The sequence below is a fragment of the Microcoleus sp. S36b_A4 genome (assembly GCF_036700645.1).
Lineage (GTDB): Bacteria > Cyanobacteriota > Cyanobacteriia > Cyanobacteriales > Microcoleaceae > Microcoleus.
Genome location: NZ_JAUBPI010000036.1, coordinates 29,594 through 41,652, shown reverse-complemented (window position 1 = coordinate 41,652; position 12,059 = coordinate 29,594). Strand labels below are relative to the sequence as shown.

12 protein-coding genes are annotated in these 12,059 nt (G+C 44.6%); 4 read left to right on the top strand and 8 right to left on the bottom strand.

Features of this window, described 5'->3' with window-relative positions; translation table 11 throughout:
• Nucleotides 1-32: 32 nt before the first annotated feature.
• Nucleotides 33-851, bottom strand: coding sequence for a signal peptide peptidase SppA (sppA, locus tag QUA03_RS14025; protein WP_333141974.1), 819 nt, complete (start codon nucleotides 849-851; stop codon nucleotides 33-35).
• A 267-nt stretch (nucleotides 852-1,118) separates the two neighbouring features.
• On the opposite strand from sppA, the gene QUA03_RS14020 reads away from it, so the two are divergent.
• On the top strand, nucleotides 1,119-2,192 hold the full coding sequence (locus QUA03_RS14020) for a DMT family transporter (protein WP_333212909.1): 1,074 nt from the start codon (nucleotides 1,119-1,121) through the stop codon (nucleotides 2,190-2,192).
• Nucleotides 2,193-2,205: 13 nt separating this feature from the next.
• On the opposite strand, the gene QUA03_RS14015 is transcribed toward QUA03_RS14020, so the two are convergent.
• Genes QUA03_RS14015 through QUA03_RS14000 form a run of 4 tightly spaced genes read right to left on the bottom strand, consistent with a single transcriptional unit; the run spans nucleotide 2,206 to nucleotide 4,821 of the window.
• The gene (locus QUA03_RS14015; protein ID WP_333212908.1) at nucleotides 2,206-2,625 is read right to left on the bottom strand and encodes a PIN domain-containing protein; all 420 of its coding nucleotides are present in this window, start codon (nucleotides 2,623-2,625) and stop codon (nucleotides 2,206-2,208) included.
• Nucleotides 2,622-2,918: a hypothetical protein gene (locus QUA03_RS14010; RefSeq protein WP_333212907.1), complete on the bottom strand. Its 297-nt coding sequence runs from the start codon at nucleotides 2,916-2,918 to the stop codon at nucleotides 2,622-2,624. The genes QUA03_RS14015 and QUA03_RS14010 overlap by 4 nt, the downstream gene beginning before the upstream one ends.
• A 51-nt stretch (nucleotides 2,919-2,969) precedes the next feature.
• Nucleotides 2,970-3,650 carry a phage tail protein gene (locus tag QUA03_RS14005; RefSeq protein WP_333212906.1) on the bottom strand — a complete coding sequence of 227 codons (681 nt, stop codon included), beginning with the start codon at nucleotides 3,648-3,650 and terminating at the stop codon, nucleotides 2,970-2,972.
• 1 nt (nucleotide 3,651) lies between these two features.
• Nucleotides 3,652-4,821, bottom strand: coding sequence for an AAA family ATPase (locus tag QUA03_RS14000; protein ID WP_333212905.1), 1,170 nt, complete (start codon nucleotides 4,819-4,821; stop codon nucleotides 3,652-3,654).
• A gap of 47 nt (nucleotides 4,822-4,868) precedes the next feature.
• Between QUA03_RS14000 and QUA03_RS13995 the strand changes: the two genes are divergently transcribed.
• The 3 genes from QUA03_RS13995 to QUA03_RS13985 all read left to right on the top strand — a co-directional run bounded on the left by QUA03_RS13995 (nucleotide 4,869) and on the right by QUA03_RS13985 (nucleotide 10,740).
• The gene (locus tag QUA03_RS13995; protein WP_333212904.1) at nucleotides 4,869-5,828 is read left to right on the top strand and encodes a M20/M25/M40 family metallo-hydrolase; all 960 of its coding nucleotides are present in this window, start codon (nucleotides 4,869-4,871) and stop codon (nucleotides 5,826-5,828) included.
• A gap of 145 nt (nucleotides 5,829-5,973) precedes the next feature.
• On the top strand, nucleotides 5,974-9,693 hold the full coding sequence (locus QUA03_RS13990; protein WP_333212903.1) for a hydantoinase B/oxoprolinase family protein: 3,720 nt from the start codon (nucleotides 5,974-5,976) through the stop codon (nucleotides 9,691-9,693).
• Nucleotides 9,694-10,092: 399 nt separating this feature from the next.
• Nucleotides 10,093-10,740 (top strand): sigma-70 family RNA polymerase sigma factor, encoded by a 648-nt coding sequence (locus QUA03_RS13985; RefSeq protein ID WP_333125558.1) that lies wholly within the window; start codon nucleotides 10,093-10,095, stop codon nucleotides 10,738-10,740.
• Between the two features lie 52 nt (nucleotides 10,741-10,792).
• Here the strand turns inward: QUA03_RS13985 and QUA03_RS29015 are convergent, their stop codons facing one another.
• The 3 genes from QUA03_RS29015 to QUA03_RS13975 form a co-directional block, all read right to left on the bottom strand.
• Nucleotides 10,793-11,020 carry a transposase gene (locus tag QUA03_RS29015; protein WP_445304853.1) on the bottom strand — a complete coding sequence of 76 codons (228 nt, stop codon included), beginning with the start codon at nucleotides 11,018-11,020 and terminating at the stop codon, nucleotides 10,793-10,795.
• 13 nt (nucleotides 11,021-11,033) lie between these two features.
• Entirely contained in the window at nucleotides 11,034-11,762 is a 729-nt protein-coding gene (locus QUA03_RS13980; RefSeq protein ID WP_333212902.1) for an IS110 family transposase, read from the bottom strand.
• Nucleotides 11,763-11,859: 97 nt separating this feature from the next.
• The coding region (locus tag QUA03_RS13975) for a hypothetical protein (RefSeq protein WP_333212901.1) at nucleotides 11,860-12,059 on the bottom strand (200 nt) is incomplete at its 5' end.

Genomic DNA, 12,059 nt, shown 5'->3' with positions numbered 1-12,059 from the left:
ACTGACTCCTGACCAATGACTAATTTATTTAATCACGGGCGATACATCCATAGCGGCAAACCGCTAGTAGAAAGCTCGAATTCCAGCAAATTATTGTAAGCTGAAAGCCCGGATATATCCAGACTACTCCCCAAGACACGATTTAGGAAAGGTTTTTGTTTTTCTAGGGTGCAAGACTCGGTTTTTTCCGGGTCGAGGCCTGCGAGTTCGGCGGCAAGGCGGCGAGCGTCCTCTTCTGTTCCCAGTCGATCGACCAAACCCAATTCTAAGGCTTGCTGACCGGTAAAAACGCGACCGTCGGCAAAACTTTTGACTTTCTCAACAGCCAAGTTCCGGGCTTCCGCAACGGTTTCCACGAATTGCTGGTAGCTGGTGTCGATCAAGTCTTGCAGAATTTGCTGTTCAGGATCGGTCAATTCGCGATCGAATGCCAAGATATCTTTATACGGCCCCGATTTAATCACCTGAAAAGAAACGCCTACTTTTTCTAACAGCCGTTCTAGATTGTTGCCCCGGATAATCACGCCAATGCTGCCAGTAATTGTACCGGGATTAGCAACGATATGTTCGGCTCCCATGCCGATGTAAACTCCGCCAGAAGCTGAAATATTGCCAAAACTGGCAACAATTTTGACTTTTTCGCGCAAACGCTTGAGCGCGCTGTAAATTTCCTGGGAATCGCCCACAGTGCCGCCGGGGCTGTCTATCCGCAGCAGCAAGGCGGGAAATTTGCGTTCTTCAACGGTTTTGAGAGCTTCTAGGACTCGTTTACGGGTTTCTCCGGCAATGGCGCCGGTGATTTCGATACGGGCGATTTGTTTGCGGTAGCGGGGCTTGAATGGCCAAATCATGGGCAGTGTACAGGCAATGTTACGAATTTTTGTAGCTAACTTCTTATAGTGTGCCTTATTCATAGGGGTAGATGTTGTGGCATTTAGGAACAGGCAAGATGCCTGTTCCACCTTGATTTTGTGGAACAGGCATCTTGCCTGTTCATAATGGCCGAGATTTGTGCGATCGCATTTAACTCAACACCAATATATAATTGTAAAAATTGCTTAACAAAACTACATCATCCCCACGAGAATCAATCTCATCAATTATTTGGAGTCTCCGCCATGCAGCTAAAACTTACCGATTCAAAACTACCTTTTGCCCCGCTGTTGCTAATTGCGCCATTTTTCCTGTGGGGAACCGCGATGGTAGCGATGAAGGGGGTGATGCCGCACACAACGCCACTGTTTGTGGCATTCGTGCGTCTAGTACCTGCGGGCGTGTTGGTGCTGCTGGCGGCGGCACTGATGGGAAAACCACAGCCGCAGGGTTGGAAAGCTTGGCTGTGGATTTCGCTGTTTGCTTTGGTTGACGCTACTTTGTTTCAAGGCTTTTTAGCTGAAGGTTTGGCGAGAACCGGTGCCGGCTTGGGTTCGGTGATGATTGATTCTCAACCGCTAGCTGTGGCGATTTTATGTTTGTGGCTGTTTCAAGAAAAAATTGGTTTTTGGGGCTGGTTGGGATTAGTTATTGGCGTTGCTGGGATTAGTTTGATCGGGTTGCCCGATGGCTGGATTTTGGGGCTTTTTCATCCTGAAAACGCGCAGGTTTCTGCGGGTATCGAACAGTTGTTTCAGGGTGGAGAATGGTTGATGCTGTTGGCTGCTTTGTCGATGGCTGTGGGTACGGTTTTGGTGCGCTGGGTTTGTCGTTATGTTGACCCGGTGGTGGCGACTGGTTGGCACATGATTTTGGGCGGTTTGCCGCTGTTGGCAATTTCGGCTGCAACTGAGTCTGAACAGTTTGTGAATATCGATTTTTCCGGCTGGATGGCGTTAGGTTATTCTACTGTGTTCGGAAGTGCGATCGCCTACGGTTTATTCTTTTATTTTGCTTCCAGTGGCAGTTTAACAAGTTTAAGTTCTCTTACCTTTCTTACGCCTGTTTTTGCTTTGCTGTTCGGCAATTTGTTCTTGGGCGAAGTGCTCAATCCACTGCAATCGATGGGGGTTGGGCTGACTTTGGTGAGTATTTATTTGATTAACCAGCGGGATACTTTGGGTGAGAAATTGCGAAAAATGCGATCGGGTGAAGCGAGTGCAGAAGTTGAAGCAACAGGATTATTAGAGTCGTCTGAGTTGAATTCTGTAGAATTACCCGTGCAGTTGCGGGTTAGCGAATTGGAATCAGAAGTGTAGCAGGTGGAAAAATTTAGGGAGAATTGGTTAATTCTTGAATTAACTGATTTGGAGTTAAAATCCTAGGAGTAGTAACTGGAAAATCTCGCGGGTTGCGGGTGACAATGGCATCAATTCGATTGATTACAGCAGTGCTGTACTGAATAGCATCTTCAAAATCCTTGAAGTTGCAAGTTAATGCCATTGAAATCACAGAGTTATCTACGGTTGCTACTTGACAAAATGTGGCTAGCTGCCGCAAAAAATCCAGCGTCCAATCGCGGCATCTGTCTCTGCGGATAATATAGTAAAGGTCGCTAAAAGTTGATGCTGAAATATAGCCTTGAATTTGTGCTTCTTCAACAAAAGTTAAAATGCGATCGCTCTCAGCAAAGAAAGGTTCTCGTTCGAGCGCAACATCTACTATTATATTGGTGTCTATCAGGAGTTTCACAAGTTATGTTTCTCCTTTAAATATTCCCATTTTGCTTGTTTGTCTGGATCGTCAAAATCCAGCGGTTCCGGTACAGCATCTCGATCGAATAAACCTTGAAATGCCTTCACGTTAGTTTTAAACTTTTTTTGAGGTGCTTCAGGTGCGACATTTTCTGACGCGCTGGCTTGTTTAACCGTATCAGGTAGCTGCAAGACGATGATTTCTACATCTCCCGGCGGCATATTCACAGCTTCCACAACTACCAAGTTGCCAGTTGCATCGATTTTACCTCTAAGTTTGTATGCTTGCATGGTAATCTCCGGTAACTATGTTTCTATTATATGACATAATAACTTGCTTCATTACCAATCCTCTTCATCACCAATCTTAATGTCTCTGCTTTTAATCTCTTCTATAAAAGTTTTTAAACTGGGATTTTCTGAGTAATGCTTCATCAAAACTTTATGCTTGCGATATGGTTTTGAAATTTCTCGATAATAATCAGGATTTTTAGCATTAGCGTCGATCGTAAAATTGTGTTTTTTCGCCAGTTCCCGATTTAACGTGTCGAGACAGTTTGTAATTTTAGCTTTTCTACTGTCTGTATAATACAGTGGGAGGAACCAACACTCAATAGAGTCAACAGAAATTGCAAACACGATCCGCTGTTGATGTTTATCATAAAAATCCTCACCAATCGTATCTCTGAATTTTTCAATAACTTTTTCGATCGACTGCTGAGGAGTAAATTCATTACCATTTTCATCTCGCTTGGGAATATTATAATTAGAATTTTGGGAATCCAGCAAAACATCTGTATCTATTTGGATAATGATATAGTCATTATATTGAAATGATTCTCGAAAAATGTTTGACTTGCAATAATCAAAAACTAGAGTCCAACCGCCATAGTTTTTGTCTTTGTCTATTTCTGGTTGCAGCGATCTGATAACTAGATCGGATCTGTTGAAATATCCAGCTAAAATACTCTTAATAACAATCTGGTCAGTAAGTCCCTCTGTAATCAATCCAAACTTAATCATATTAAAAATTTTCAGGAAGTCCGCCGATATAGCCTCTCAAAAAAGCCTCTGATAATTTTACAGGTTCTTGTCCCTCCAGAGGTTTGGGTTTGAGAATACGTATAGCCTTAGTATGACCTAGTTGGCTGCGGTAGATCACAAACAGCCGCTGTTCCTCATCACCTAAATCCAAACCGTCCAAAACTGCCGGGTTGTGGGTTGTGAATATAACTTGTTTGTCCTGTTTTTTTGCTAATTCGACTAATTCTTGCATTAATCTGCGACACAATCTGGGGTTGAGAGAAGCATCAATGTTATCTATTGCAAAAAATTTAGGCGTGATATCGCTAATAAATAAAGCGAAGTAAAAAAGCAAGAATAAAAAGCCTTCATTAGAGCTTCTTTGGTCAAAGTAAGTTAGATCAGGATCTAAGTACCTATCTTTAATTTGGAGAAAATTTTGAATATTTGATAAATTTGGAGTGGCTTCAAAATCTTGAAACCAATCTATCAATTGCAGCTTTTTTTTAATTTCATTAAGCTGCTCTTGGTTATCATCAGAATTCAAAAATTTTAAAAGTTTAAACAAACCTTCTCCATTAATCCCTAATGGTTGAATTTGACCTTCTTTTTCAAAAGTTCGTAAAGCTTGGTTTTCAGGAGAATAGATTATAAATTCATTAAGGTTAATAATCCTAATAAATGCTTGTGAATCTTTGAGGATTCTTGAGAATTCTTGTTCAGAAGATTCGGTTTGCTCTAATAAAATAGCTCTTATTCTTTCTGCTCCACCGTGTTTTTGAATAACAATATTAATAGCATTTTTTATAGAGGTTTCACTATCACCAAAAAAGTTTTTACTAACCCAATGAGAATAGGGAGAATTATCATTTTGCAAAATACAACTAAATGGTTGTCCCTCATTCCCTCTTAACTCAATTTTGATATCTTTAACCAAGTTTTCCATTTCAAAAGCCGATCGCATAAACTGAGGTTCTGTAACTCTGATGCCCCGAGAAGCTAAAAACTCGTTATCCAGCTTATCATCTGCCGCCGCAGAAGCCAGGGCGATCGCCTCTAGGATATTGCTTTTGCCGCAGCCATTTTCACCGATCAATACAGTTACTCGTCCTAATTCTAGCTTCAGCTTTTGAATGGACTTATAATTTTCGATTCTGACTTCTCCTATCATAATTCAATCCCATATAATCTTAGTGTACTCATTGTATCTCCGATCGCATGAATCTCAAGGAACGCTTGCACAGCCATCTGATTCAAATTGTACGCGATCGCAACCCATACCTCGCATCCGAAGGGCATTTTTATGCTCAGCAATACATCCGCGAACAGTTGGCACAGTGGGGAACTGTAGAAATTGACGATTTTTCGGTGCGCGGGCGAATTCATCACAATTTTATCTTGGATTTACCCCCCCTCAGTCCCCCCCTTGCTAAGGGGGGGAAGCAAGAAGAATCACCCCTTGCTAACGGGGGGAAGCAAGAAGAATCACCCCTTGCTAAGGGGGGAAAGCAAGAGAATCTGGGTATTGAAAAGCGGATTAATAAGCGGTTGCCGCCGATCGTAATTGGTGCTCATTACGATACTGTACCCGGATCACCTGGGGCCGATGATAATGCTACTGGTGTTGCTGTTTTGCTGGAACTCGCAAGGGCGATCGCATCTGGGCCGCTCAAATATCCAGTGCAATTAGTTGCCTTCGATATGGAAGAATACGGTTGTTTGGGAAGCAGTCATCATGCAGCTAAATACAAGCAACAGCAAGAGTCAATCCGGTTAATGATTTGTTTGGAAATGTTGGGTTATTGCAACCATAATCCTAATTCTCAAAGCTATCCCGCAGGCTTGAAATATTTTTATCCAAATAGTGGCAATTTTATTGCTTTAATTGGCACTTTGCGGACGGTTCCCGATTTGATTAATTTGAGTGGCAAAATTCGCAAATCTGGTCAGCCCTGTGAGTGGCTACCAGTGCCTAATCGAGGTTTAATTGTGCCGGATACTCGCCGCAGCGATCATGTTCCTTTTTGGGATAATGGTTATCCGGCTATTATGGTGACTGATACTGCTAATATGCGAAATCCGCATTATCATCGAGAAAGCGATAGGATTGAGACTTTGGATTTGGATTTTCTGGCTGGTGTTTGTCAAGGGTTAGTCAAGGGCATTCGACATCTATAATTAACATGATCGATCGCCTGCTAGTTTGAGCGGCCAGAAATTATGACTTTTATGATCCGAAGTTATGAATTTTATGAATTGACTCGAACAGAAGTTTGTTGAATACTTGTAAATTAGTCAAGCAAAAATTTTAGAAAAAAGAGATATGAATCCTACTTATCCCGATCGCACTCGCTGGCAATTCTGGATCGATCGCGGTGGCACTTTTACCGATATTGTCGCCAACAGCCCCGACGGTAAATTAGTCATTCACAAGCTGCTGTCGGAAAACCCGGAACGCTACACCGACGCCGCAGTTCAAGGAATTCGCGACATTCTGGGAATTCCCGCCGACGCATCGATACCTGCGGCCGAAATTGAAGCGATTAAAATGGGGACGACGGTGGCGACAAATGCTTTGCTGGAACGAAAGGGCGATCGCACAGTTTTGTTAATTACTAAAGGTTTCGGCGATGCGCTTAGAATTGGCTATCAAAACCGCCCGAATATTTTCGCGCGTCACATTGTTTTGCAGGAGATGCTGTACGATCGAGTTATTGAAGTTGCAGAACGCTACAGCGCTCAAGGTGAGGAGTTAACTGCTGTCAATACCGAGTTTATCCCGTCTTTGCAGCAAGCATACGATGAGGGAATTCGCAGTTGTGCGATCGTATTCATGCACGGCTACCGCTACTCGGAACACGAAAAACAAGTTGCTAAAATAGCGAAAGAAATTGGCTTTCCTCAAATTTCAGTATCTCACGAAGTTAGCCCGCTGATGAAACTGGTTTCGCGGGGAGATACTGCGGTTGTCGATGCTTATTTATCTCCGATTTTACGGCGTTATGTCGAACAAGTAACAAGTCAATTAAGAGAGGCAGAGCCTCTGGATATGGGTTCCCAGGCACAGCCTGGGAACGAGGCTGTTGGGGCGGGCACCGGGGCACCGTCCCCTAAATTAATGTTTATGCAATCGAATGGCGGCTTAGTAGACGCGGCACAATTTCAAGGAAAAAACAGTATTTTATCCGGGCCTGCTGGGGGAATTGTCGGTGCAGTTCAAACGAGCAAAAAGGCAGGTTTTGATAAAATTATTACCTTTGATATGGGCGGAACTTCGACAGATGTTGCCCATTTTAACGGCGAATACGAACGCGAATTTGAGACGGAAATTGCTGGGGTGAGATTGCGATCGCCCGTGATGGCAATTCACACTGTAGCAGCCGGCGGCGGTTCAATTGTCTTTTTTGACGGGGCTCGCTACCGCGTCGGGCCGGAGTCCGCAGGGGCCAATCCTGGGCCCGCTTGCTATCGCAAAGGCGGCCCCTTGACGGTGACTGATTGCAATGTGATGTTGGGGAAAATTCAACCGGATTTTTTCCCGAAAGTATTTGGATTGAATGGAGATTTGCCGATCGCCCCTGAGGTAGTAAACCAAAAATTTGTGCAATTAGCGGGGGAAATTGGGGGCGAGAGGACGGCCGAAGAGGTGGCGGAGGGTTTTTTGGCGATCGCGGTGGAAAAGATGGCAAATGCTGTCAAAAAAATCTCGCTTCAGCGCGGTTACGATGTTTCGGAGTATACATTGTGCTGTTTCGGGGGTGCGGGCGGCCAACACGCTTGTGCGATCGCCGATGCTTTGGGGATGAAACGGGTATTTATTCACCCTTATGCGGGTGTGTTGTCCGCTTACGGTATGGGTTTGGCTGATGTGCGGGCTATTCGCGAAAGGGCGATCGAGCAACAATTAAATGCAGAATTATTACCTGATTTGCATTATATTTTAACCGAATTGGAGGCAGATGGAAAGAGGGAATTGAACCGCAGAGGCGCAGAGAACACAGAGAATGTGTCAGAGGTTTTAGTTGTTAGCAAGTTGCGTTTAAAATATCAGGGAAGTGACTCGGTTTTGGCGGTCAATTTTGCTGACAATATTGAGGCGATGCAGGCTGAATTTGAAGCAGCCCACCGACAGCGTTACAGTTTTATTATGCCAGAAAAACCGCTGATTGTGGAAGCGGTTTCCGTGGAAGTTGTAGAAAGAATGGATGTGCCGGAAGCCTCCACAATTTCCCCCTCTTGTGGCACGGGCATCTTGCCTGTGCAACCAATTTCAACCGTGCAAACCTATGTTGCTGGCGGGTGGCGGGAAACGCCTGTTTATCAGAGAGACGATTTGCGATCGGGCGACTGCATAGAAGGCCCTGCTATGATTGTTGAAGCTACGGGAACTAATATCATAGAACCGGGCTGGGAAGGGGAAATCACCGAAAATAACGATTTAATTTTGAACCGCAGATGCACGCAGATGGACGCAGATAATATCCGCGTTCATTCGGGTTTATCTGCGGCTAAATCCGATCCGGTTTTGCTGGAAATTTTTAATAATTTGTTTCGGGCGATCGCGGAACAAATGGGAGTCACATTGCAAAACACAAGTTCCTCAGTCAACATCAAAGAACGTCTCGACTTTTCCTGTGCAATTTTCGACAAACACGGGCAATTAGTTGCCAACGCGCCGCACATTCCCGTACATCTGGGCTCGATGAGCGAAAGCGTTGAAGCTTTAATTTTAGCACAAGGCAATGCGATTCAACCGGGCGATGTGTATGTTTCTAACAATCCCTACAACGGCGGCACGCATTTACCAGATATCACCGTTATTACTCCAGTATTCGATCGTGATTCCTGCCTTCCTTTGTTTTATGTGGCCTCGCGGGGACACCACGCCGACATCGGCGGCATTACTCCCGGTTCCATGCCTCCTAACAGTACAACAGTAACTGAAGAAGGTGTATTGCTTGACAATTTCCTGTTAGTAAGCGAGGGCAATTTTCGAGAAGAACAATTACTAGAACTTCTGACATCGGGTAATTTTCCAGTTCGCAATTCTCCTCAAAATATAGCCGATTTGCAAGCACAAATTGCTGCTAACAAGCGCGGCGCCGAAGAACTTCTCAAGATGGTAGAACATTATGGATTAGAGACTGTGCAAGCTTATATGGGCTTCGTACAAGACAATGCGGAAGAGTCGGTACGCAGGGTAATTGATGTTTTGCAAGATGGCGAATTTACTTATCCGATGGATAGTGGCGGACAAATTAAGGTAGCGATTACAATTGACAAATCTGCGCGCAGTGCAAAAATAGACTTTAGTGGCACTTCTGCTCAACAATCCAACAATTTTAATGCTCCCGCAGCCGTGTGCAAAGCCGCTGTTTTGTATGTTTTCCGCACGTTGGTAGATGACGATATTCCTCTCAATGCTGGCTGTTTGAAACCTCTCGAAATCATCAATCCCGAAGGCTGTATGCTAAATCCTCGCTATCCAGCGGCGGTAGTTGCCGGCAATGTGGAAACATCGCAGAATATTACCGATGCTTTGTATTGTGCGTTGGGAGTGATGGCGGCTTCTCAGGGAACTATGAATAATTTTACCTTTGGAAATCAGCGCTATCAATATTATGAAACTATTTGCGGCGGTTCGGGGGCTGGTGCAGATTTTGACGGCACTGATTCGGTACAAACTCACATGACTAATTCGCGTTTAACCGATCCCGAAGTATTAGAGTGGCGGTTCCCAGTGTTGTTAGAAAGTTTTGAAATTCGGGCTAATAGTGGGGGGAATGGATGTCATCGCGGCGGTAATGGAGTTGTGCGGCGAGTGCGGTTTCGGGAAGCGATGACGGCGGGAATTTTATCGGGGCGGCGGGTGATTTCTCCTTGCGGTTTGAAGGGGGGTGAAGCCGGTAAAGTTGGACGGAATTATGTTGAAAAGGTTGATGGAAAGGTTGAGGAGTTGGGAAGTACGGCGAGTTTGGAAATGCAGCCGGGGGATGTGTTTGTCATTGAGACTCCGGGGGGTGGAGGATATGGTTATTTATAGTAGTAATATCAACTCCGGTAGCATCGGAATTAATATTACCCACAGTCAGGACACGGCACTGCTGCGTCCTCGGTATCATTCTGATGCTACCGGAAACGATATAAGTAAGCGATCTTTTTTAATTTATCGTGATGAACCGACACGCATTGTTCCGGTGAAAATTCTTTTTTAGGGGAAGTAATATAGCCAGAGTTTTTGATAACTTTTCTGATGTGTGAAAAGCCCGATCGCACAAGTGAAAAGTATATATTATCTTGAAAGAGGGACAAAATGCCAGAAATACCGCTCTGCTGGCACCGCACCGCTAAAAAATAGCCCTCAACTCTGGAATGTCGATCGACAAATCGTGTAGAATCGGGCTGCACCAGCATTTATTCCCAAAACCTTTCCAGAACAATTGTGCAAACACCTAATTTTTCAGAACTCAACCATCCTGTAGTCAAATCCCTGTTCCATCACAGCGACCAGGAATTATTGACTCTGTTTCAAAACCATCCCGATCAGGGTAGGTTTTTCACGGCGATTTTTTGCCGCTACGCTCAAATAGTCCACTCCCTGATTCGCCATTCCGTACGATCGCCCGTACAAGGCGATTACCTGTTTGCCCACACTTGGCTGCACATCTATCACGAACTGCGAGGCCTCGATTTGCGCCGCGAGATCCAAGAGTCTGATGGCGGAAATCTTAGTCTCCAAAACTGGCTGATTAATGTCACCGCCGTCTGCATCAATCAAGCTGAATTGCCCCCTGTTGAGTCGATTCACTACTCTTTGCAATCGGCTCCGCCTCCCCTGTGGTGTTACGTCAAACAAGCCTTGGAGTTGTTAGCGCCGCTGCCGCGTTTAGTGGTGTTGATGGCTCAGACTTTCCGCTGGAGCGAAACTCGAATTGCAGCTTATTTGCAAGCAGAAGGCGAAGCCATTTCGCCCGCTCAGGTAAAGGCTTTGCTGCAAAAAGGATATCAAACTTTAGAATCCAACTTGCCGGAGGATATTCGGGCTATTTATCTCGATGAAAATCTCGATTATCAAGAAGCACTTGTCTAGATATACACCATACAAATCCGCCCTTTCTAGTTGTAGATACTGTCTTGACCTGTCAAGGGGGAGCAAGTAAATAATTGGGGTCGAAAGGCTTTTGGGACTTTAAAATACCAAAAGCCAAATGCACCAATTTCCGCATCAAAGCACCAATTACCTGCATTTTGACCTTCCCACGACCCAATAATCGGTCACTCATAGCTTTCAACAAAGGGTTATAACGCATCGCCACTACCGCTGGCATATACAAAGCTTTTCGCAGTCGGACATTACCCGTACAAGACAAACGAGTTTTGCCCTTAACCGAAGTCCCAGAAGTACGTTCGCGGGCGTGTTAAATCAGCATAGGCTGCTAATTGACGAGCATTATCGTAATCAGAAACATCGCCAATTTCAGCTAATAATATAGAAGCTGTTAAATCTCCAATGCCAGGAATTGAATTCAACAGCTCGCGCTGTTGTTTTAAGTGTGGGTGTTGGTCAAAATGGTCACTAATCAGTTTTTTGATTAGTTGTTGTTGCTGTTTTAGATAGTCCAAATGTTCCTGGGTAAGGGCAGCAACTGTTGGCGTAGCTGTCTCCAAACGGTTTTGTTCGCTCGTCATCATTTCTGTGACTGATTCGAGCCGCCGTAACAAGGCTTGTAATTCCTTGACTTCGGGGGCTGTAGGAGTCCATAATGATGGTTTCATTGCCGCACAAAAACGGGCAATCAGTGCCGCATCTACGGAGTCTGTTTTCGTTCTCAGAAGTTCGCTTTTAGCAAACCCTTTAATACGAGCCGGATTGACGATACTTACCTGAAAGCCTTCCCCATAAAGGAATTCTGCCAAGGCTTCGCCGTAGATGCTAGTAGCTTCCATACAAGCATGGAGTTCGACGACACTTTGTTGTTTGAGCCAGTTATGCAAACTCTCAAACTCTTGAGTATTGTTCGTAAACTTTCTGGGTTTAGTTGCACGACCTTCTCTCAGTAATGAGACATGAAAGTCTTTTTTACTGATGTCTATCCCTAAGACTGTTGTCATTATTTGCTCTCCATGTACTCCGATCTATTAAAGAACTTGACAGGCAATTAATACTAACCTTGTGAATGCAGGCTTTCTCGCTCCTTTGATCGAGAGCCTAAGATACTGTCCAGCTTGGTGCGCCTGTCATCAGTAATGGGAGCTTATCTACACAACAGACTTGTGACTGTCTAAGGGGCGGGCCAACTTCACCGATTTCTGATGTTCTCTTGCTCACACTTTCGCCTGTTACAGAACCGTTTCTACAAAACTTTCCTTGTTTCTTTAGATTCACTTCGTCGATCAGTACGATCGACT

Excerpts from the sequence above, each read along its gene's own strand:
- sppA (WP_333141974.1), bottom strand. The coding sequence starts at position 851 with ATGATTTGGCCATTCAAGCCCCGCTACCGCAAACAAATCGCCCGTATC.
- QUA03_RS14020 (WP_333212909.1), top strand. The coding sequence starts at position 1,119 with ATGCAGCTAAAACTTACCGATTCAAAACTACCTTTTGCCCCGCTGTTG.
- QUA03_RS14010 (WP_333212907.1), bottom strand. The coding sequence starts at position 2,918 with ATGCAAGCATACAAACTTAGAGGTAAAATCGATGCAACTGGCAACTTG.
- QUA03_RS14005 (WP_333212906.1), bottom strand. The coding sequence starts at position 3,650 with ATGATTAAGTTTGGATTGATTACAGAGGGACTTACTGACCAGATTGTT.
- QUA03_RS14000 (WP_333212905.1), bottom strand. The coding sequence starts at position 4,821 with ATGATAGGAGAAGTCAGAATCGAAAATTATAAGTCCATTCAAAAGCTG.
- QUA03_RS13995 (WP_333212904.1), top strand. The coding sequence starts at position 4,869 with ATGAATCTCAAGGAACGCTTGCACAGCCATCTGATTCAAATTGTACGC.
- QUA03_RS13990 (WP_333212903.1), top strand. The coding sequence starts at position 5,974 with ATGAATCCTACTTATCCCGATCGCACTCGCTGGCAATTCTGGATCGAT.
- QUA03_RS13980 (WP_333212902.1), bottom strand. The coding sequence starts at position 11,762 with ATGACAACAGTCTTAGGGATAGACATCAGTAAAAAAGACTTTCATGTC.